We start from the raw sequence: 20918 nt of genomic DNA on the forward strand, positions 1-20918 counted from the left end.
TGCAAGCGCTCAATGCGCCGACAGCGTGCGGCCCGTGGCTGCGGGCCTGCCGGCTTCGGGCCCCTGCAGCCGGTGCAGCGACACGATGCAGGCCGCGAACACGAAGGCCAGGCCATAGCCCACATAGAGCTGGCTGGGCGACCACGCGGCGTCCAGCAGCGAGCCCGCGACCATGGGCGAGACGATGGCGCCGATGCGCCCTATGCCTATGCCCCAGCCCACGCCGGTCACGCGCACCTCGCCGCCATAGACCATGGGCGCGATGGCATAGAGCCCGGCCACGCAGCCGTTGACGAAGACGCCGATCAGAAAAGCCAGCGCATACGACAGCAGCAGCGAGCCCGGATTGCTCACGATGAAGCACAGCAGCACGGCCGTGGCCAGCATGAAGCCGGCCAGCGCGCGGTGCACGGGATAGCGCGCCGCCAGCAGGCCCAGCAAGGTGGCGCCCAGGATGCCGCCCAGGCTCAGCAGCACACCGCCGGTCACGCCCTGCTCGGGCGTGAGGCCCGAGGCGGCCAGCAGCTTGGGCGTCCAGCTCATGACGAAGTAAAAGCCGAACATCACCGCGAAGAACGACAGCCAGACCAGCAGCGTGGGCCGGCGCAGGCCCGGCGCGAACAGCTGCAGCGGGCCCCGCCTTGAGCGCTCCGCCGCCGATGGCGCGGCAGGCGGCAGCGCAGCCAATGCGGGCAGGCCCAGCCGCCCGACCAGGGCATTGAGCCGCTGCAGCGCGCCGGCCGGGCGCCGCGCCAGCAGGAAGTCCATGGATTCCGGCAGTCGCCACCAGGCCAGGACCAGCACGCCCAGCGTCACGCAGCCGCCGAACAGGAAGACCGCGCGCCAGTCATGGCGCCCCAGCAGCCACACCGCGATGGAGCCGCCAATGCTGGCGCCCAGCGCGTAGCCCGTGGACTGCAGGGTGACGGCCAGGCTGCGCCAGCGCTGCGAGGCGTATTCGCTGGCGATCACGTTGCTGCAGGCCAGGATGCCGCCCACGCCCAGGCCCGTGAGCACGCGCAGCGCCGCCAGCTGCGTGGCGCTCTGGCTGAAGGCCGAGCCCAGCATGCCCACGCCCGAGAGGGCCAGGCAGGCCAGGATCAGCGGCCGGCGGCCCAGCCGGTCGGCCCAGGGCGCGATCAACAGCGATCCGCCCGCCATGCCGAACAGGCCTGCACTGAGCAGAAAGCCCAGCTGGGCGCCGCTGAGCTGCCAGTGCGCCGACACGGCAGAGGCCGTGAACGCCATGACCAGGACGTCGAAGCCGTCGATCATGTTGAGCACCATGCACAGGGCTATGACCGACCACTGGAAGCGCGTCATGGGCCGCTGGTCGACGCTTGCACGCAGGTCGGCGCTCATGGCCGCAGCTCCCGCAACGGGCAGTTGGACGATGCGGCGGCGCAAGGCCGCTGCAGCCATGGAACAGGGGTAGAGGCAGTCATCGTGGGTCTCCTTGGGTTGAAGCTCTGTGGGAGCTTTCTTGTGTTCTCAACACATCATTACGTATGCTGAATGTGATTCAGTTTACTGAATGAAAATCGGCGCCAGATACCGGGATTTCCCCGATCAGGCGGGGCCGCGCAGTCTCGGACGCGGAGGCGGCCGGGCCGCTGTCAGTCGGATGAGGAAGCGTCGAGGGCGTCGCGTGCGTCGTGCAACTGCACGAACTTGCGCAGCAGGCGCTTGAACTCGGCCTGCTCCTCGGGCTCCAGCGCGGCCAGCATGCGGTTGTGCAGTTCGTGCACATTCGGCACGAAGCCGCCCAGCATGGCCTCGCCCTCGGCCGTGAGCGTCAGGCGCCGCTGGCGCCGGGGCAGGATCTCGCGCAGCACCCAGCCCTTGGCCTCCAGTCGCGCCGCGATGTCGGCCGTGGTGGAGTTGTCCAGCGCCACCAGCCGCGCCAGCGTTACCTGGTCGATGCCCGGTTTTTCCTGCAGCATGCGCAGGATGGCGTACTGCACGGGCGTCACGTCCGGCCCCAGCACGTCGCGGAACAGCTGCGCCGCGATCTGCTGCGCGCGCCGGATCAGGTGGCCCGGCTGGTCGTAGAGGTCGATGGAAAGCGGATCGGAGGCGGAGTGGACCATCGGTGGCGGCAGGCCTTGCGGCCCTGGGGTTGAAGCCCGCCGAGATTACCCCATCCCCGGCGCCGGTCCTGGATGCGCGCCGGGCCATGGCCGGCCTCAGGCCACCGCGGCGGCAGGCTGGGCCGCTGCTGCGGCCACCGCCGCCGCCTGCTGCTCCTGCGCAATCCATTTGTCGATGACCTTGCGCGACTGCACGCCGCCCGCATCGATGTTGAGCTTGAGCAGCTTGCGGTCGGGGTGGGCACTGAGGTTGCGCTGCTGCAGCTCCAGCATCTGCAGGTCTTCGCTGAAGATCTTGTGCTGGCCCTCGCGTATGCGGTCGGTGACTTCGGCATCGCCCGGATTGAAGCGGCGCGCCATGCCCCAGAAGTACCACATGGACTCCTCGGTCTCCGGCGTGATGAAGTCCACCACCATGCTGTAGACCTTGTGCTCGTCGGGCGCGTCGTAGCCGCCGTGGCCTGCGTGGGCCACGCCGACCTCGATCAGCACATGGCTGGGCGGGGTGAAGCGGCAGACCTGCCAGCGGTCCACGGGCACATCGTCGGCCAGGCCGTTGCTGCGCAGCGCCATCTTCCAGAACGGGGGCGCGGGAATGTCGTTCATGAAGCGGCTGGTGACCACCTCGACATCGGCGCCCTCGCCGCGCGTCTCGGTCTTGCAGGGCGTCTCGTCGATCTCGGCCTGGCCGATGGAGCTGGCGTGCACATAGGTCTCGTGCGTCAGGTCCATGAGGTTGTCGATCATCAGCCGGTAGTCGGCCTGGATGTGGAACATGCCGCCGCCGTAGGCCCATTCGGGGTTGTCGTGCCAGGGCAGCTTCGGGATGAGCGCGGCATCGGCCAGCGCCTTGTCGCCGGGCCAGACCCAGATGAAGCCATGGCGCTCCTCGACGGGATAGCTGCGGATCTCGGGGAAGCCGCGCACGCGCTGGCCCGGCATGGCAATGGTCTTGCCGTCGCAGCCCATCTCCAGCCCGTGGTAGCCGCAGACCAGCTTGCCCTCGCAGACAAAGCCCAGCGACAGGGGCGCGCCGCGGTGCGGGCAGAAATCCTCTACGGCGGCAATGCCGTGCTGCGCGCGGTAGAACGCGATGCGCTCGCCGCAGATGCGACGGCCCAGCGGCTTGTCCTGGATCTCGTCGGACGTGGCGGCCACGTACCAGGTGTTCTTGGGAAATGTGCTCATGGGGGTCTCCTTTATGGGTGGGGTCCGCAGTCCTTGGCGCTGCGGTGGCTGGGGCGCAGGCGGCCGAGGCCGCCGGCGCACATCAAGGGCAGATCAAGCGCAGATCAAGCGCGGGTCAGACTCGAATCAGGCTCGGATCAACTGCACGCCAGGAACCGCATGGCTGCCGGGCTCGCTCACGGCTTCGCGCAGGTTGCGGCGCGCAATGCGCGAGTGCTCCTTCATCAGCGCCTCGGCCCGCGCGCCCTCGCGCGCGGCAATGGCGTCCAGCACCTGGCGGTGCTGGTCCTGGGCCACCATCAGGCTGTGGCGCGCACGCGGCGACTCGGCCCGCGCCAGCACAAAGCCCGAGGGCGAGGCGAAGGGCATGCGCACCACGCGCTCCAGCTCGCGCTGCATGACGCTGCTGCCGGCCATGGAATGCAGCAGGTCGTGGAATTCGGAGTTCAGCGCCACATAGCGCGAGAAGGCCTCATCGCCCCAGTCGGCCGTCTCCAGCACACGGTCGATGGCATCCAGGCAGCGGCCGGCCTGGGCCAGCAGCGGCTCGGCCACGCCGCGCTCGGCCGCCCAGCGCGCGGCCAGGCCTTCCAGCGTGCCGCGCAGCTCGATGGCATCGGCCACGTCGGCCTCGGAGAACAGCCGCACGCGGTAGCCGCGCCCGCCGGCCATGGCTTCGAGCAGGCCTTCCTGCTCCAGCCGCATCAGCGCGGCGCGCACCGGCGTGCGCGAGATGCCCAGGCGCTGCACCACGGTCAGCTCGGCGATGCGCTCGCCTGCGGGCAACTCGCCCGCAAGAATCATCTCGCGCAGTTGCAGCTGGGCCTTGATGACCTGGGAATGGCTTTCCGCTTCGGAGGCGGCGGGGGCAAGCTGGGGGCTCATGGGGCTTTGTCTGGATGGAATGGCGTGAATGTATACATCCAAGGCGATTCATGGTGCACTTTTCCGCAAAAACACGGGAAAACACCAATCAAATGTATACAACCAATCCCATCAAAGACAGTGGCCCGCCTGTTTGTATACAGCGCCATGGCATCATGGCCGGCTCCCTTTTCCCCTGCCGCTGCAACCCAGGAGGTCACCCTTGCCGACGTTTTCCCGACACCCCGCCATGGCCGCCCACATCCTCAACCTGGCACGGGATGCCAGCGCCGATGCGCAGGCTCCGCAGGCCTATCCGATCAAGGACTTCTTCCGCAATCCGGAACGCGGCTTCTTCCGCCTGGCCGATGACGGAAGCATGCTGGGCTTCATGCAGCCCGTCAGCGTGGACGGCCATCCGGCGCGCATGAATATCCATGTGCAGGCGCTGGAGGGCAGCACCCCTGTGGGCGAGCCGCGCCGTATCACGGCCGAGACCGAGCGCGACATCAGCAACTTCTTCTGGAAGGGCCCGGATGTAGTGCTCTACCAGAAGGACTTCGGCGGCGACGAGAACTTCCACGTGCTGGCGGTCAACGCGCGCAGCGGCGAAGCCACCGACCTGACGCCCTGGGAAGGCGTGCGCGCCAGCATCGAGGACGACCTGGAAGACGACCCCGACCATGTGCTGATCAGCCACAACCGGCGCGATGCCGAGGTCTTCGACGTGTACCGCGTGAACGTGCACACGGGCGCGGCGCAACTGGTGGCGCAGAACCCCGGCAACATCGTCGGCTGGCAGACCGACCATGCGGGCCGCGTGCGGGCCGCCGTGGCCAGCGACGGCCTGAACAGCGCCCTGCTCTACCGCGACGACGAGGCCGGCGAGTTCCAGCCCCTGATCACCACCGACTACCGCACCAGCGTCAGCCCGGCCTTCTTCACCTTCGACGACCAAAAGCTCTACGCCCTGTCCAACCGGGGCCGCGACAAGCTGGCCCTGGTGGTCATCGACCCGGCCCGGCCCGACGAGGAAGAAGAAATCTTCGTGCCCGAAGAAGTCGATCTGGGCGCGGCGGCCTATTCGCGCAAGCGCCGCGTGCTGACCCTGGCCGCCTACCAAACCGACAAGCCGCAGTACCGTTTCTTCGATGCCGAGACCAAAGCCCTGTACGGCCGGCTGGCTGCGCAGCTGCCCGGCTACGACTTCGCCATCCAGGGCGCCAACCGCGCCGAGGACAAGTTCATCGTCGCCGCCTTCAACGACCGCACGCCGGGCGCGCGCTACATCTACGACGCGGCCGCCGATGCGCTGACCAAGCTGGCCGACATCAACCCTGCCATTCCCGAGTCCGCCATGTCGCGCGTGCAGCCCGTCAGCTACACCAGCCGCGACGGCCTGACCATCCACGGCTACCTGACCCTGCCGGCCGGCCGCGAGCCCAGGAACCTGGCCTGCATCATCAACCCGCACGGCGGCCCCTGGGCCCGCGACGGCTGGGGCTACAACCCCGAGGTGCAGTTCCTGGCCAACCGGGGCTTTTGCGTGCTGCAGGTGAATTTCCGGGGCTCCACGGGCTATGGCCGCGCGTTCTGGGAAGCGGGATTCGGCCAATGGGGCCTGAAGATGCAGGACGACATCACCGATGGCGTGCACTGGCTGATCGACCAGGGCATTGCCGACCCTGCGCGCATCGGCATCTACGGCGGCAGCTATGGCGGCTATGCCACGCTGGCCGGCGTAGCCTTCACGCCCGACCTGTATGCGGCGGCCGTGGACTATGTGGGCGTGTCCAACCTGTTCACCTTCATGAAGACCATTCCGCCCTACTGGAAGCCGCTGCTGGACCAGATGCACGCCATGGTGGGCGATCCCGAGCGCGACAGGGAGCGCCTGGCCGCCACCTCGCCGGCCCTGCATGTGGACCGCATCAAGGCGCCGCTGTTCATCGCCCAGGGCGCGCGCGATCCGCGCGTGAACAAGGACGAGAGCGACCAGGTGGTGAAGGCGCTGCGCGAGCGCGGCGTCGAGGTGCAGTACATGGTCAAGGACAACGAGGGCCACGGCTTTCACAACGACGAGAACAAGTTCGAGTTCTACGAGGCCATGGAGCAGTTCCTGGTCACGCACCTCAAGCCCTGAAGCCGTCCAGGCACCCGGCCACCCGGCCGCCCGGTCCCTCGGCCGCCCCGCGCTACAGCACGGCGGGCTCCCCGCTTTGCTGCAGCGCCCACATGTCCGCATAGCGACCGCCCGCCGCGACCAGCTGGGCGTGGGTGCCGCGCTCGACGATGCGGCCCGCGTCCATGACCAGGATCTCGTGCGCATCGACCACGGTGGACAGGCGGTGGGCAATCACCAGCGCCGTCTTGTTGCGCGCGGCGCTTTGCAGCTCGGCCTGGATGGCGCGTTCATTGGCCGAGTCCAGCGCCGACGTCGCCTCGTCGAAGATCAGGATGGGCGGGTCCTTGAGCAGGGTGCGCGCGATCGCCACCCGCTGCTTTTCGCCGCCCGACAGCTTCAGGCCGCGTTCGCCCACGCGCGTGGCATAGCCCTGGGGCGTGGCCTCGATGAAGTCGTGGATGCGCGCGGCGCGCGCGGCCGCCACCACCTGCTCGCGGCTGGCGCCAGGGCGGCCGTAGGCGATGTTGTATTCCACCGTGTCGTTGAACAGCACCGTGTCCTGCGGCACGATGCCCACGGCGCCGCGCACGCTGTCCTGGGTCAGCTCGCGCAGGTCGTGCCCGGCGATGCGCACATGGCCGGACTGCACGTCGTAGAAGCGGAAGATCAGCCGCGCCAGCGTGCTCTTGCCCGAGCCCGAAGGGCCGACCACGGCCACGGTCTTGCCGGCGGGAATGGTGAAGCTCACGTCCTTGAGGATGGGCCGCTCGGGGTCATAGGCGAAGTCCACATGCTCGAAGCGCAGCTCGGGCGGTGCGCCATGGGTCTGCAGCGGCTGGGCGCCGGGCGCGTCGGCCACCTCGCGTTCCTTGTCCATGAGGGTGAACATGCGCTCCAGGTCGGTCAGGCTCTGCTTGATCTCGCGGTAGATCACGCCCAGAAAGCCCAGCGGGATGTAGAGCTGGATCATGAAGGCGTTGACCATGACCAGGTCGCCCAGCGACAGGCGGCCATCCACCACGCCCTGCGTGGCCCGCCAGAGGATGGCGACCAGGGCCGTGGCGATGATCAGCTGCTGCCCGCAGTTGAGCAGGCTCAGCGTGCTCTGGCTCTTGAGGCGAACGCGGCGCAGCGCCTCCAGGTTCTCGTCGTAGCGCCGCGCCTCGAAGCCCTCGTTGCCGAAGTACTTGACGGTCTCGTAGTTCAGCAGCGAGTCGATGGCCTTGGTGTGGGCCGCCGACTCCTGGGCATTGGCCTCGCGCCGAAAGCGCGTGCGCCACTCGGTCACCGTGACGGTGAACGTGATGTAGAACACCAGCGCCGCCAGCGTGATGACCGCGAACCAGATGTCGAAGCGCAGCGCCAGGATACCCAGCACCAGCGCCATCTCGATGAAGGTGGGCAGGATGCTGTAGAGCGAATACGAGATCAGCGACTCGGTGCTGCGCACGCCGCGCTCGATGTCGCGCGTCATGCCGCCGGTCTGGCGCTCCAGGTGAAAGCGCAGGCTCAGCGCATGCAGGTGCTCGAAGGTGGACAGCGCAATCGCCCGCGAGGCGCCCTGCGTGGCCTTGGCAAAGACCAGGTCGCGCAGCTCGGTGAACAGCGAGCTGGAAAAGCGCAGCAGCCCGTAGGCCAGCAACAGGGCCACGGGCACGACGAGCACCGCGCGGGCGTCGCCGGCCTTCAGATCCAGCGCATCGACCAGGTGCTTGAGCAGCACCGGCACGCCCACGTTGGCGAGCTTGGCCCCGATCATGAAGCCCAGCGCCGCCAGCACGCGCCACTTGTATTGCCACAGGTAGGGCAGCAGGCGCCGCAGCGCGTTCCAGTCCCGCGACGGTGCCGGGGTTGGGACTAAGGGTAAATCCGTAGGGGAAGCGCTCTCGCGTCGCATGAAAGACAATTCTCGGTTGTTATATTGACCCGATTGTGCCCATGCCACCCCGCCCCGACCTCCCGCCCCATCCCTTGCCCGCAGACAAGGAGCTGGTTCTCAAGGTCATTCCCATGCCCGCCGATGTCAACGCCAATGGCGACATCTTCGGCGGCTGGGTGATGGCGCAGGTTGACCTGGCAGGTTCGGTGCTGCCCTCGCGCCTGGGCCAGAGCCGCATGGTCACCGTGGCCGTGAACGAGTTCATCTTCAAGCAGCCCGTGCGCGTGGGCGACATCCTGTCGTTCTACTCCAGCGTGCAGCGCGTGGGCCGCACCTCGGTCACGGTCGATGTCGAGGTCTATGCCGAGCGCTTTGCCGACCAGGGCCGCTTCGTCAAGGTGACCGAAGCCCTGCTGACCTACGTGGCCATCGATGGCCAGGGCAAGCCCCAGTCGCTGCCGGACAACGACCAGGTGCGTTCCTGGCGCGCAGCGGCCGAGCGCAATGCAGAACGCAAGCAGCAGCAGGCCGGCTGAACCCGCCCATCTGCAGCCATGAAAAAAGCGACCTTTGCAGGTCGCTTTTTCATTTCCGGCGCAAGGGTGGCTCAGGCCAGCGAGGGCGTGACGCGCGGCTGCAGCGAGGCGGCCGCGCTGGCCGCGGCCAGCGCAGCGGAGCTGCTGGCGGCGCTGTCGCTGGAGGCTGCCGACGAGGAAGACAGGCTGGAGGCGCTGGATGCCACAGCCGAACCCGACGAGGACGAGCGCGGCGAGGAGCCGGCCTCGATCTGGCCCGTGAGCTCGCCGCCCTCTTCGATCACCACCTTGCCGTAGCGGATCTTGCCGCTGACCTTGCCCGTGCCGTAGATGACCAGCTTCTCGCGCACGGTCAGCGTGCCGTCGAACACGCCATGGATCTCGGCGATGTCGATTTCGGCCGTGCCGTGGAAGGCACCCTGCTCGGCGATCTGGATCACGCGCGAGTCCATGGTGGCTTCCACCGTGCCTTCGACGACCAGCGTGTCGCAGTCGGTGATCTCCACGCCCTTGAGCTTGATATTGGGGCCTACGGTGAGCTTGCTGCCCTGGGAGTCCTGCGCCACGGCCGATGCCTGGCGCTGGGCGGTCGACGGACTTGTCACGCTGGAGCTGGGCGTGACGGCACCGGAGGGGCTGCCGCCCGTACCGGTGGCGCCTATGCCGCTGCCCAGGGTGTTGCGGGAGGTGAAAGCATCGTTGTCGCGCTTGCCAAAGAACGGGTTCTGAACAGCCATGGGTGGGTCTCCTTCGGAAAAATCCGATGCTACGCACACGAACTGGCAACAAATGCCGGCATCTCGCAAGAAAAGTAACCAGATGGTTCTCCCGTTTCATGTGCTTGCAAGCCTTTCTCGATCACACACCGCGCATGCGCAGGTCGCGCAGCGGACATGCGCAAATCAATAGGTGCATCTACACTTATTTCCATTCCAAGCCACCTGTCCCACGCCCCATGACCTCCTCCACCTCAAGCGCCGCCAGTCCGGTCTGCACCTGCTTCATGGTGCGGAGCCTGTCGCGCAAGATCTCCCAGCTCTATGACGACACGCTGGCGCCCAGCGGCCTGCGCGGCACGCAGTTCAGCCTGCTGGTGCAGGCGCGCAATGCGCCCGACGGCCCGCCCACGGTCTCGGCCCTGGCCGAGCAGTTGCACACCGACCGCACGACGATGACGCGCAATCTGCGCACGCTGCAGCAGGCCGGCTTCATCGACCTGGTTCCCGGCGCGGATGCGCGCAGCCGCTGCGTGGTGGTCACGCCCGAAGGCCGCGCCCGCATCCGCGAGGCTGCCGCCCTGTGGCGCCAGGCCCAGCAGCGCGTGCGCGAGCTGTGCGGCAGCGAGCAGATCGGCGCGCTGGAAAGCCTGGTGCTGGGCATGCTGCCCGTGCTGGAAACCGCCACGCAGGAGAGCGCGGAATGAACGCCGCCCTGCCCTCCGCAGCCCCTGGCGCTGCGGCCAGCGGGTCCGCGCATCCGTTGGTCAGCGGCCCCATCGCCTCTACCCTGGTGCGCCTGGCCGTGCCCAACATGGTGGCGCTGAGCATGTCGGTGCTGGTCGCCGTGGCCGAGACCTACTACGTAGGGCAGCTGGGAACCGTGTCGCTGGCGGCCATGGCCCTGGTGTTTCCGCTGGCCATGCTCACGCAGATGATGAGCAACGGCGCCATGGGCAGCGGCGTGTCCTCGGCCATCAGCCGCGCGCTGGGCGCGGGCGACGGCGCGCGTGCCTCGGCACTGGCCCTGCACTCCATCGTCATCGGCACCATCGCGGGGCTGCTGTACTCGCTCATCTTGGTGCTCTGCGGCGCCACCTTCTACGGCTGGCTGGGCGGGCGCGGCGAGGTGCTGGCAGCGGCCACGGGCTTCGGCGCCGTGCTGTTCAGCGGCGCCATCCTGGTGTGGCTGTGCAATACGCTGGCATCGGTGGTGCGGGGCACGGGCAATATGCGCATGCCGTCGGCCGTGATCTTTGCGGCCTCGCTGGTGCAGATCGCTGTCGGCGGCACGCTGGGGCTGGGCCTGGGACCCATGCCGCGCTGGGGCATGCCGGGCGTGGCCGTGGGCAACATCGTGGCCATGGCACTGGCCGTCGCAGTCTTCCTAGCCTATCTGCAATGGGGCCAGCAGCGCCTGCAACTGGACTGGCGCAGGCCCCGCCTGGCCTGGCCCATGTTCCGCGACATCCTGCGCGTGGGGGCCCTGGCCTGCCTGTCCCCCGTGCAAACGGCGCTGGCCGCGCTGCTGCTGACAGGCATGGTCGCCCGCCTGGGCCCGCTGGCACTGGCCGGCTACGGCATTGGCCAGCGGCTGGAGTTCCTGCTGATCCCCATGGCCTTCGGCGTCGGCATGGCCGCCGTGCCCATGGTGGGCATGGCCATGGGCGCCGGCCAGGTGGCCCGTGCGCGCCGCGTGGCCTGGTCGGGCGGCGCCATGGCTGCGGCCCTGCTGGGCGTGCTGGGGCTGGTGGTCATGGTCTGGCCGCAGCTGTGGTCGGGCATTTTCACCGGCGACCCGGCCGTGCGCGCCTACGCCGACCTCTACCTGCGCACCGTGGGCCCGGCCTTCGGGCTGTTCGGCCTGGGACTGGTGCTGTACTTCGCCTCCCTGGGCGCAGGCCGCGTCTGGGCACCCGTGCTGGCCGGCACGGTGCGCCTGCTGATCGTGGTGGTGGGCGGCGGCTGGCTCATGTCCAGCGGCCTGGGCAGTGCCCAGTCGCTGTTCATCCTGGTCGCCGTGGCCATGGCCGCCTATGGCGCAGGCACGGCCTGGGCCGTGTGGCGCGCGCGCTGGGGGTGAAGAGACGCAAAAAAGAAGGCCCGCAGTCAGCGGGCCATGCATCAAGAAACGATGTACGCCGCCGTCCCCGTGGACAGCAAGCTGCCATCGGCCCCCAGGAATTCCATGCGCGTGTTGGCCACGCGCGAACCCAGCCGCAGCACCTCGGCGCGCAGGATGAATTCGCTGCCTATGCCGGGGCGCAGGTAGTCTACGCGCAGGTCGATGGTGCCCAGGCGCGAGAAGCGGTGCAGGCGCTGCAGCGGCGCATCGTCCATGTGCTTGGCGCCGATGGCCGCCATGACGGCCAGGCCGCCCATGGAGTCCAGACCGGCGCTGATCACGCCGCCGTGGATGCGCTGGTAGGCGGCGTGGCCTATGAGCTCGGGCCGCATGGTGATGCGGCCTTCAACCCGCTCGGGCAGCACTTCGGTGATGCGCAGCCCCAGCACCTGGTTGAAGGCGATCTGGCGCTCGAACACTTCGCGCAGCCCGGCGATGAACTCGGGCTCGAACTGCACGGGCGCCTCGGAGGCCCCGGAGGCCTTCGTGGATTTCAGCACTGGCTGAAGTCCGGCTTGCGCTTCTCCATGAACGCGGTGAACGCCTCCTTGGCAGCGGGGCCGCCCATCAGCTTGCCGAAGCTCGTTCCCTCCTCGGCCATGCGCTCGCGCACCAGGCCGGACTGGCCGGCCTTCATGAGGCGCTTGGTCTCGATCAGGGCCGACTGCGGCTTGGCGGCCAGCTTCCTGGCCTGGGCCTGGGCCAGCGCATTGCATTCGCTGGGCGGCACGACGCGGTTGACCAGGCCCACTTCCAGGGCGGCTTCGGCCAGGAAGGGCTCGCCCAGCAGCAGGGCCTCGGCCGCGCGGTGGTAGCCGAGCATCTGGGGCAGCAGCAGGCTGGAGGCCGCTTCGGGGCACAGGCCCAGGTTCACGAAGGGCAGCGAGAAAGCCGCGTTGTCGCCCGCATAGACCAGGTCGCAGTGCAGCAGCAAGGTGGTGCCGATGCCCACGGCCGGGCCGCAGACGGCGGCGATCACGGGCTTGGGAAAGGCGGCGATGTTGTGCAGGAAGCGCCAGACGGGGCGCTGCTCGCCCTCCGGCCTGGCGGCGCCGCCGGCCGACTGCTTGAGGAAGTCGGCAATGTCGTTGCCCGCGCTGAAGATGGCCATGTCGCCCTGGAAGACCACGCAGCGCACGGCGGCGTCTTCGCCGGCCTGGGCCAGCGCATCGGCCATGCTGGCGTACATGGCCTCGGTGATGGAGTTCTTCTTGTCGGCGCGGTTGAAGGTGATGGTGCAGACACCGGCTTCGGTGTGCACGAGGATGTCCTGGGTGGTTTCGCTCATGATGGTCTTGCCTTGCTTATTCCTTGAAATACACGATCTGGTGGCTGCTCGCCAGCATCACGCCGGCCTCGCTCCACAGCTGGGCGCTCTGGTCGAAGAAACCGTTGCGAAATTCCTGGCCGCGCGCCTGGGCCAGCAGGTGGCCCGTGCCTGCGGCGGCCAGTTCCTCGCGCCCCGCATGGAAGTAGACGGTGATGGACACCGTGCCCGCCGGGGTGCGCTGTGCGCGGCGCAGCCACACGCGCGGGAAGAATACGTCAGCCAGGCCGGCCAGCGCGCAAAAATCCAGTGCGCGCGGCGGCTCGTCGCGCACCCACAGGCGCGTGAGGCTGTCGGTCTCGCGGCCATCCCAGGTCTGGGGAATGATGCCGTCGAGAAAGCGCATGTCGTAGCGGTTGAGCCATTCCACGCCGCCCAGCGGCGGCACGCGCGGCACGGCGGCGGGCGACGGCACCTCGGGCATGGCCAGGTCGGTACCGCCCCAGGTGCTGCGCCGCACGGCCGTGACGGCCGTGGCCGTGGTGACGACCTGGGCATCGCCATCCTGGTCGGGCTGGGTGATGGTCAGCAGCCAGTGCTGGGTGGAGCGGTTGGTGCGCACGGGGCGGGCCTCGATGTCGAAGCGCCCCGCGCCCAGCGCGGCCGCGTAGTTGACGGTGATGGACAGCGGATCGCCCAGGCACAGCGGATGCTGCTGGATGGCCCGCACCAGCGCGGCGGCGGTGATGCCGCCGTACGGGCCCACCATGTTCCAGTAGTCCTGCGTGGTCTGGCCCTGGTAGTGGCCCACGGCGCCGGTGGGCGTGAGCGCCACGGCCTGGTCGAGAGGATGGATGTCTGTGCTCATGGCAAACGAGTGTGATGGCAAGCGGGGCCTGCGTCCGTCAAGCCGGCGACTCTGCGGGTGAGGGAAAGCGCGGATGGGCCGCGGCGGCCGGCGCCTTGGTCCAGCCCGAGAACACGTCCACGGCCCGGCCCCAGAGCGCGTCGCGCATATCGGCGCGGAAGAAGCCGAAATGCCCTATGCGCCGCAACTGCAGGGCCTTGGGTTCGATGCGCTCGATGCGGCTGGGCGCATTGGCGTAGAGCGCGAACAGGTGCTCGGTGCCGCGCCAGGTCATGAGTTCGTCGTCGCTCATGGACAGCGCCATCACCGGAAAGCGCACGGCGGCGTAGCTGCGCGCGGCGGCCTCGCCCTCGGCACCCACGCTGTAGCGCGGGTTCAGGCACCAGCGGCGCCACTGCAGCATGACGCCGGCCGGCAGGTCGCCCACCTTGCGCAGGCGCCGGCCCGGAAAGTAGCCGCACAGGCGCGTGGCCACGGGCACCAGCACATGCCAGAAATAAGGAACCATGCGCTTGAGGCGGGGCGCATTGTCACGCCAGTAGCCGCTGCCGGCCGCAATGCTCAAAAGGCCGTCCACCAGCTGCGGGGAGCGCAGCAGGCCCGGCAGCTGGGCGCCCAGGCTGTGGCCGATCAGGAACAGCGGCTGGTCCGGCAACTGCGCCTTGGCATGGGCGATGACTGCCTCGTAGTCGCGCGCCCAGTCGCACAGGTCGGCACGCACCTGGCGCAAAGATCCCTGCAGGGAATCGCCATGGCCCCGGTAGTCAAAGCTGGTCACCCGATAGCCCTGGCCCGCAAGCCAGGTGGCAAAGGCCTCGTAGAAGGCCTGGCGCACCCCCATGGCCCCGCCGATGACCACGCTGGCGCGTGGCGGGCCAGCGGGCGTGTAGACGCGCAGCGCCAGCGTGGCGCCATCGCTGCTGAGTTGGTGTTGTTCCATGGCTGTCTCCTGGTCGGTGCCGCAACGTGCTGACACCAAGTCAAAAACCGGCGCGGCCCCACGCCAGGGACACCAAGGAAGGGCCTAGGCCGGCCGCGCCGCCCCGCACCGAGGGTGTCGTCCCCCTCCCTCGCGCAGCGAGTAGAGAGGCGCCGTGCAACGGGGGAAGCGGCAAAGCCGCTCAGGGGGTGCTACATCCTCTCGAAGATGCCGGCGGCGCCCTGGCCCATTCCGACGCACATCGTCACCATGCCGTAGCGCAATTGCTTGCGGCGCAGCGCATGCACCACGGTGGCCGAGCGGATGGCGCCTGTGGCACCCAGCGGGTGGCCCAGGGCGATGGCGCCGCCCATGGGATTGACCTTGGCGGGGTCCAGCCCCAGCGTGTTGACCACGGCCAGCGACTGGGCGGCAAAGGCTTCGTTGAGTTCGAACCAGTCGATGTCGTCCTGCTTGAGGCCCGCATAGCGCAGCGCGGCCGGGATGGCCTCGATAGGACCGATGCCCATGATGGCTGGCGGCACGCCCTTGCTGGCATAGCTCACGAAGCGCGCCAGCGGCGTGAGGCCGAAGCGCTGCACGGCGGCGCCGCTGGCCAGGATCAGCGCGCCTGCGCCATCGCTGGTCTGCGAGCTGTTGCCGGCCGTCACCGAGCCGCGCGCCGCGAACACGGTGCGCAGCTTGCCCAGGCCTTCGAGGCTGGTGTCGGGGCGTGCGCCCTCGTCCAGCTCCACGGTGCGCGTGCGCACCACGGGCTCGCCCTTGGCCAGGTCCAGGCTCCGGTCAGTGACCTCGATGGGCGTGATCTCGTCCTTGAACTCACCGGCCTGCTGCGCGGCCAGGGCACGGCGGTGCGACTCCAGCGCAAAGGCGTCCTGCGCATCGCGCGAGACCTTCCACTGCTGGGCCACCTTCTCGGCCGTCAGGCCCATGCCGTAGGCAATGCCCACGTCGCCATCACGCTCGAAGATGGACGGCGACAGCGAGGGCGCGTTGCCCATCATGGGCACCATGCTCATGCTCTCGACGCCGGCCGCGATCATCACGTCGGCCTCGCCCACGCGGATGCGGTCCGCCGCCATGGCCACGGCCGACAGGCCCGAGGCGCAGAAGCGGTTCACGGTGATGCCACCCACGCTGGTGGGCAGGCCCGCCAGCACGGCGCTGATGCGCGCCACGTTCAGGCCCTGCTGGGCCTCGGGGATGGCGCAGCCGCAGATGATGTCCTCGATGGCAGCCGGGTCCAGCCCCGGCACCTGGGCCAGCGCGGCCTTCAGCGTGGTCGCCAGCAGGTCGTCGGGACGGTAGTTGCGGAAAAAGCCCTTGTGCGACTTGCCGATGGGCGTGCGCGTGGCGGCGACGATGTAGGCGTCTTGGATTTGTTTCATGGAGATTGCTCCTAGATCTCAGTTATTCGTGGCCCGCAACGCACGCATGTCCCAAGTCAGGGACAGCAAGCAAGGGCCGCCCCGCCGCGAGGCTGTCGTCCCCCTGGGGGTAAGGCGCGAAGCGACTCAGGGGGGGCATATCAATTGCGGACGGGCTTGCCGGTGTTCAGCATTCCGAGAATGCGTTCATGGGTCTTGGGATGGCCGATCAGGTGGCAGAACGCCTTGCGTTCGAGCTTCATCAGATAGGCCTCGTCCACCAGGGTGCCCGCATCCACGTCGCCGCCGCAGACCACGTTGGCGATCAGGCTGGCCACATGCTGGTCGAACTCGCTGATGAAGCCGCCGTCACGCATGTTGACCAGCGAGCCCTTGATGGTGGCCACGCCGCTGCGTCCCGCCACGGGGAAGCTGCGCGGCAGCGGCGCGCGCCAGCCGCCTGCGGCCATGGACTTGGCCTCGTTGATGGCGACGAAGAGCAGCTCGTCCTTGTGCGGCACGATGAGGTCGCTGTCCAGCAGGTAGCCCAGCTTGCGCGACTCGATGGCGCTGGTGCCCACCTTGGCCATGGCCGCGGCCGTGAAGCCTTCGGTCAGGAAGGGCAGCAGGTCCTTGCCCGTGCTGGTGGCGGCGTTCTCTGCCGCGCGGCGCGCGATGTAGGTCAGGCCGCCCGCGCCGGGCACCAGGCCCACGCCGACTTCCACCAGGCCGATGTAGCTTTCCATGTGCGCCACGCGGCGTGCGCTGTAGACGGCCAGCTCGCAGCCGCCGCCCAGCGCCATGCCATGGATGGCCGCAACCACGGGCACCTGGGCGTAGCGGATGCGCAGCATCAGGTTTTGCAGCTCCTGCTCCACGCTTTCGATGGCGTCGGCGCCACCGATCACGAAGGCCGGCATGGTGGCTTCCAGGTCGGCGCCCACGCTGAACGGCGCATCGCCCGACCAGATGACCATGCCCTGGAAGTCGGTCTCGGCCACGTCCACGGCCTCCATCAGCGCTTCCATGACTTCGGGGCTGATGGCGTGCATCTTGTTCTTGATGCTGGCGATCAGGATCTGGCCGTCCAGCGTCCAGGTGCGCAGCGCCTTGGATTCGGCGATCGTGGTGCCGGCCGTCTTCCAGTCGGGCAGGCTGTCTTCGCCCAGCAGCTTTTCGGGGAAGATCTGGCGCTCGTAGACGGGCAGCACGCGGCGGGGCACGAACTGGCCCTTGGCAGGGCTCCACGAGCCCTGCGCCGTGTGCACGCCGCCGGCCTCGGCCACGGGGCCTTCGAAGACCCACTTGGGCAGAGGTGCCTTGCTCAATGCCTTGCCGGCATCGATGTCCTCCTGGACCATCTTCGCCACTTCCAGCCAGCCGGCTTCCTGCCACAGCTCGAACGGGCCCTGCTTCATGCCGAAGCCCCAGCGCATGGCCTGGTCCACGTCGCGGGCGGACTCCGCAATGCTCTCCAGGTGGATGGCCGCGTAGTGGAAGCTGTTGCGCAGGATGGCCCACAGGAAGCGGCCCTGCGCGCCCTCGGCATTGCGCAGCAGCTTCAGGCGCTCGGCTGCGGGCTTCTTGAGCATGCGGCCATAGACCTCGTCGGCCTTGCCGCCGGCGGGCACGTAGTCCTCGCTGTCCAGCTCGAACTGCAGGATGTCGCGGCCGACCTTCTTGTAGAAGCCCTTCTTCGCCTTCTGGCCCAGGTTGCCCAGCTCGATCAGCTTGGCCAGCACGGGCGGCGTGCCGAAGCTGGCGTAGAAGGGATCGGTCTCGGCGCTGAGGTTGTCCTGCAGCGTCTTGATCACATGGGCCATGGTGTCCAGGCCCACCACGTCGGCCGTGCGGAAGGTACCGCTGGATGCGCGGCCCAGCTTCTTGCCGGTGAGGTCATCGACCACGTCGAAGGTCAGTCCGAAGTTCTCGACCTCCTTCATGGTGGCCAGCATGCCGGCGATGCCGATGCGGTTGGCGATGAAGTTGGGCGTGTCCTTGGCGCGCACCACGCCCTTGCCCAGGCCGCTGGTGACGAAGGCTTCGAGCTGGTCCAGCACCACGGGCTGCGTGGTCGGCGTGGCGATCAGCTCCACCAGCGGCATGTAGCGCGGCGGGTTGAAGAAGTGGATGCCGCAAAAGCGCGGCTTGATCGCGTCGGGCAGCGCCTCGGACAGCTTGGTGATGGACAGGCCCGAGGTGTTGGACGCCACGATGGCGTGCTTGGCCACATGGGGCGCGATCTTGGTGTACAGATCGAGCTTCCAGTCCATGCGCTCGGCAATGGCCTCGATGATCAGGTCGCAGCCCTTGAGCAGCTTGAGGTGCTCCTCGTAGTTGGCGGGCTGGATCAGGTCCGCGTCCTCGGCCACGCCGATGGGCGAAGGCTTGAGCTTCTTGAGGTTGGCGATGGCGCGCTCGGCGATGCCGCTTTTCGGGCCTTCCTTGGCAGGCAGGTCGAACAGCACCACGGGCACCTTGACATTGACCAGATGGGCCGCGATCTGCGCACCCATCACGCCAGCGCCGAGCACGGCGACTTTCTTCACATTGAATCGGGACATGGATGTTCCACAAGTGGGAGGAAGGAGGCCGCTGCGGCCGCCTTCCGGAATGGTTTACTGCACGCGCACCCAGGTCTGGGTGCGGCCAAAGGGGCCGATGGAGCCGCGCACCTCGAGCTTGGCGCCGCCCTCGATGGGCGTCAGGCGCAGGGTGTAGGTCTTGCCGTTTTCGGGGTCGAGGATCTTGCCGCCTTCCCAGACGTCCTTGCCCTCGGCCTTCTTGGCGCCGCGGATGATCTCCAGCCCCTTGAGCGGCTGGCCCTTGCGGTCGTCAGAACACTCGGTGCAGGTGGCGGCCGGATCAGCGCCCTTGCGCAGGATCTGCTCGATGCGGCCCGTGACCACGCCGTCGTTCTCGGCCACGCGGATCTCGGACTTGGCTTCGCCGCTCTTGTCGTCCACGCTCTTCCACAGGCCCACGGGCGTCATCTGCGCCTGCGCCGCGACGGCCGTGAGGCCCAGCACCATTGCTGCCAGTGCTTGATATGCCTTCATTTCAAACCCCTTTCGCCTAGAAAGGCGCACAGACCACGCTGATGCGCACAGCCCGTGCTCCCATGTTGGAGTGAAGCCGTTCAGGCCAGCGCTGCGTCCGTGTCCATCAGGGACTTGCTGCCCGCGCGGGCCGTGCGCATCAGCGTCGCGGTCTCGGGGAACAGCTTGGCGAAGTAGAAACGCGCGGTCTGCAGCTTGGCCTGGTAGAACGGGTCGGTGTTGCCCTTGGCGATTTCACGCAGCGCCACCTGGGCCATGCGGGCGAAGAAGTAGCCGAACACCAGGTGGCCCGCCACACGCAGGTAGTCCACAGAGGCGGCGCCCACCTCGTCGGGGTTTTGCATGCCCTTGAAGCCGATCTCGGTGGTGAACTTGGTCATCTGGTCGCCCAGGTAGGCGATGGGATTGATGAACTCGGCCATCTTCTCGTTGACGCCCTCTTCCTCCACCAGTTGCGCCACCAGCTTGCCGAACTTCTTGAGCGATGCGCCCTGGTTGCCCAGCACCTTGCGGCCCAGCAGGTCCAGCGCCTGGATGCCGTTCGTGCCTTCATAGATCATGTTGATGCGCGCATCGCGCACGAACTGCTCCATGCCCCATTCGGTGATGAAGCCATGGCCGCCATAGACCTGCTGGCTCATGGTGGTGGCCGTCCAGCCGTTGTCGGTGATGAAGGCCTTGACGATGGGGGTCAGCAGCGCCACCAGCTCGGCGCTGTCCTTGCGCACCTTTTCGTCTGGGTGGTTGAACTCCTTGTCGATCAGGAAGGCGCAGTAGGTCACCAGCGCGCGGCCGCCTTCGGCATAGGCCTTGGCCGTCAGCAGCATGCGGCGCACGTCGGGGTGGACGATGATGGGGTCGGCCGGCTTGTCCTTGGCCTTGGTGCCCGACAGGCTGCGCATCTGCAGGCGGTCCTTGGCATAGGCCAGGGCATTCTGGTAGGCCACCTCGGTCAGGCCCAGCGACTGGTTGCCCACGCCCAGGCGGGCGGCATTCATCATCACGAACATGGCCTGCAGACCCTTGTTCGGCTGGCCCACCAGGGTGCCGATGGCGCCGTCGATATTGATCTGAGCCGTGGCATTGCCATGGATGCCCATCTTGTGCTCCAGCGCACCGCAGAAGATGGGGTTGCGCTCGCCCAGCGAGCCATCGGCCTTGACCACGAACTTGGGCACCACGAACAGGCTGATGCCCTTGGAGCCCGGGGGCGCATCGGGCAGGCGGGCCAGCACCAGGTGGACGATGTTGTCGGTGAAGTCGTGCTCGCCAGCGCTGATGAAGATCTTGTTGCCGGTGATTTTGTAGGTGCCCTCGGGCGCGCCGGCCACGGGCTCGGCCTTGGTGCGCAGCAGTCCCAGGTCGGTGCCGCAATGGGGCTCGGTCAGGCACATGGTGCCGGTCCACTCGCCGCTGGTCAGCTTGGGCAGGTACAGCTTCTTTTGCTCTTCCGTGCCATGCACATGCAGGGCCTCGTAGGCGCCGTGCGACAGCCCGGGGTACATGGTCCAGGCCTGGTTGGCGCTGTTGAGCATCTCGTACAGCGCCGAGTTCACCGCAAAGGGCAGGCCCTGGCCGCCATAGGCCGTGTCGCAGGACAGCGAAGGCCAGCCGCCTTCCACGTACTTCTGGTAGGCCTCCTTGAAGCCCTTGGGCGTGGTGACCTCGTGGGTTTCCTTGTTCAGCACGCAGCCCTCGGCATCGCCGCTGATGTTCAGCGGAAACGTCACATTGGCCGCGAACTTGCCCGCCTCTTCCAGCACGGCGTTGATGGTGTCGGCATCGACCTCGGCATGCGCCGTCATCTGCCGGTAGTCATCCGTGACCTTGAACACCTCGTGCATGAGGAATTGCATGTCGCGCAGGGGCGGGTTGTAGCTGGGCATTTGTCTTC

General features: G+C 68.0%; 18 protein-coding genes. 4 read left to right on the plus strand and 14 right to left on the minus strand.

The window, feature by feature from the left end:
• Positions 1-9 precede the first annotated feature (9 nt).
• The 4 genes from HFGMBDPB_RS05940 to HFGMBDPB_RS05955 all read right to left on the minus strand — a co-directional run bounded on the left by HFGMBDPB_RS05940 (position 10) and on the right by HFGMBDPB_RS05955 (position 4163).
• Positions 10-1362, minus strand: coding sequence for an MFS transporter (locus HFGMBDPB_RS05940; protein WP_154835761.1), 1353 nt, complete (start codon positions 1360-1362; stop codon positions 10-12).
• A gap of 254 nt (positions 1363-1616) precedes the next feature.
• On the minus strand, positions 1617-2090 hold the full coding sequence (locus tag HFGMBDPB_RS05945) for a MarR family winged helix-turn-helix transcriptional regulator (protein WP_016446419.1): 474 nt from the start codon (positions 2088-2090) through the stop codon (positions 1617-1619).
• 96 nt (positions 2091-2186) lie between these two features.
• Positions 2187-3278: a Rieske 2Fe-2S domain-containing protein gene (locus HFGMBDPB_RS05950; RefSeq protein ID WP_012203282.1), complete on the minus strand. Its 1092-nt coding sequence runs from the start codon at positions 3276-3278 to the stop codon at positions 2187-2189.
• A 126-nt stretch (positions 3279-3404) separates the two neighbouring features.
• Entirely contained in the window at positions 3405-4163 is a 759-nt protein-coding gene (locus HFGMBDPB_RS05955) for a GntR family transcriptional regulator (protein ID WP_012203281.1), read from the minus strand.
• A gap of 229 nt (positions 4164-4392) precedes the next feature.
• Here HFGMBDPB_RS05955 and HFGMBDPB_RS05960 point away from each other — a divergent pair, with 229 nt between their 5' ends.
• The gene (locus HFGMBDPB_RS05960; protein ID WP_212645257.1) at positions 4393-6285 is read left to right on the plus strand and encodes a S9 family peptidase; all 1893 of its coding nucleotides are present in this window, start codon (positions 4393-4395) and stop codon (positions 6283-6285) included.
• 52 nt (positions 6286-6337) lie between these two features.
• Here the strand turns inward: HFGMBDPB_RS05960 and HFGMBDPB_RS05965 are convergent, their stop codons facing one another.
• Complete coding sequence (locus HFGMBDPB_RS05965) at positions 6338-8164, minus strand: ABCB family ABC transporter ATP-binding protein/permease (protein ID WP_209798991.1); 1827 nt, start codon at positions 8162-8164, stop codon at positions 6338-6340.
• Between the two features lie 41 nt (positions 8165-8205).
• Here HFGMBDPB_RS05965 and HFGMBDPB_RS05970 point away from each other — a divergent pair, with 41 nt between their 5' ends.
• Positions 8206-8682 carry an acyl-CoA thioesterase gene (locus tag HFGMBDPB_RS05970; protein ID WP_012203278.1) on the plus strand — a complete coding sequence of 159 codons (477 nt, stop codon included), beginning with the start codon at positions 8206-8208 and terminating at the stop codon, positions 8680-8682.
• A gap of 71 nt (positions 8683-8753) precedes the next feature.
• Here the strand turns inward: HFGMBDPB_RS05970 and HFGMBDPB_RS05975 are convergent, their stop codons facing one another.
• Positions 8754-9419, minus strand: coding sequence for a bactofilin family protein (locus HFGMBDPB_RS05975; protein ID WP_016446423.1), 666 nt, complete (start codon positions 9417-9419; stop codon positions 8754-8756).
• Positions 9420-9637: 218 nt separating this feature from the next.
• On the opposite strand from HFGMBDPB_RS05975, the gene HFGMBDPB_RS05980 reads away from it, so the two are divergent.
• Both HFGMBDPB_RS05980 and HFGMBDPB_RS05985 read left to right on the plus strand, forming a co-directional pair.
• Positions 9638-10105, plus strand: coding sequence for a MarR family winged helix-turn-helix transcriptional regulator (locus HFGMBDPB_RS05980; RefSeq protein WP_013804191.1), 468 nt, complete (start codon positions 9638-9640; stop codon positions 10103-10105).
• Entirely contained in the window at positions 10102-11481 is a 1380-nt protein-coding gene (locus HFGMBDPB_RS05985; protein WP_212645063.1) for an MATE family efflux transporter, read from the plus strand. Before HFGMBDPB_RS05980 ends, HFGMBDPB_RS05985 begins: the two co-directional genes overlap by 4 nt.
• A gap of 41 nt (positions 11482-11522) precedes the next feature.
• On the opposite strand, the gene HFGMBDPB_RS05990 is transcribed toward HFGMBDPB_RS05985, so the two are convergent.
• From HFGMBDPB_RS05990 to HFGMBDPB_RS06025, 8 genes are all read right to left on the minus strand, one after another.
• Positions 11523-12023 carry a thioesterase family protein gene (locus tag HFGMBDPB_RS05990; RefSeq protein ID WP_016446425.1) on the minus strand — a complete coding sequence of 167 codons (501 nt, stop codon included), beginning with the start codon at positions 12021-12023 and terminating at the stop codon, positions 11523-11525.
• Positions 12017-12811, minus strand: coding sequence for an enoyl-CoA hydratase (locus tag HFGMBDPB_RS05995; protein ID WP_212645064.1), 795 nt, complete (start codon positions 12809-12811; stop codon positions 12017-12019). Before HFGMBDPB_RS05995 ends, HFGMBDPB_RS05990 begins: the two co-directional genes overlap by 7 nt.
• A gap of 16 nt (positions 12812-12827) precedes the next feature.
• Positions 12828-13658, minus strand: a complete 831-nt coding sequence (locus tag HFGMBDPB_RS06000) for an acyl-CoA thioesterase (protein ID WP_016446427.1) — start codon at positions 13656-13658, stop codon at positions 12828-12830.
• A gap of 37 nt (positions 13659-13695) precedes the next feature.
• Complete coding sequence (locus HFGMBDPB_RS06005) at positions 13696-14598, minus strand: alpha/beta hydrolase family protein (protein WP_016451807.1); 903 nt, start codon at positions 14596-14598, stop codon at positions 13696-13698.
• Positions 14599-14789: 191 nt separating this feature from the next.
• Complete coding sequence (locus tag HFGMBDPB_RS06010) at positions 14790-15986, minus strand: acetyl-CoA C-acyltransferase (RefSeq protein ID WP_061287125.1); 1197 nt, start codon at positions 15984-15986, stop codon at positions 14790-14792.
• Between the two features lie 140 nt (positions 15987-16126).
• The gene (locus tag HFGMBDPB_RS06015) at positions 16127-18529 is read right to left on the minus strand and encodes a 3-hydroxyacyl-CoA dehydrogenase/enoyl-CoA hydratase family protein (RefSeq protein WP_017405914.1); all 2403 of its coding nucleotides are present in this window, start codon (positions 18527-18529) and stop codon (positions 16127-16129) included.
• A gap of 54 nt (positions 18530-18583) precedes the next feature.
• Entirely contained in the window at positions 18584-19024 is a 441-nt protein-coding gene (locus tag HFGMBDPB_RS06020) for a DUF2147 domain-containing protein (RefSeq protein WP_016446431.1), read from the minus strand.
• 80 nt (positions 19025-19104) lie between these two features.
• Positions 19105-20910, minus strand: a complete 1806-nt coding sequence (locus tag HFGMBDPB_RS06025; protein WP_016446432.1) for an acyl-CoA dehydrogenase C-terminal domain-containing protein — start codon at positions 20908-20910, stop codon at positions 19105-19107.
• Positions 20911-20918 lie beyond the last annotated feature (8 nt).

This window comes from Delftia sp. PE138 (assembly GCF_018320755.1).
In the GTDB taxonomy this organism is placed as follows: Bacteria; Pseudomonadota; Gammaproteobacteria; order Burkholderiales; family Burkholderiaceae_C; genus Comamonas; species Comamonas tsuruhatensis.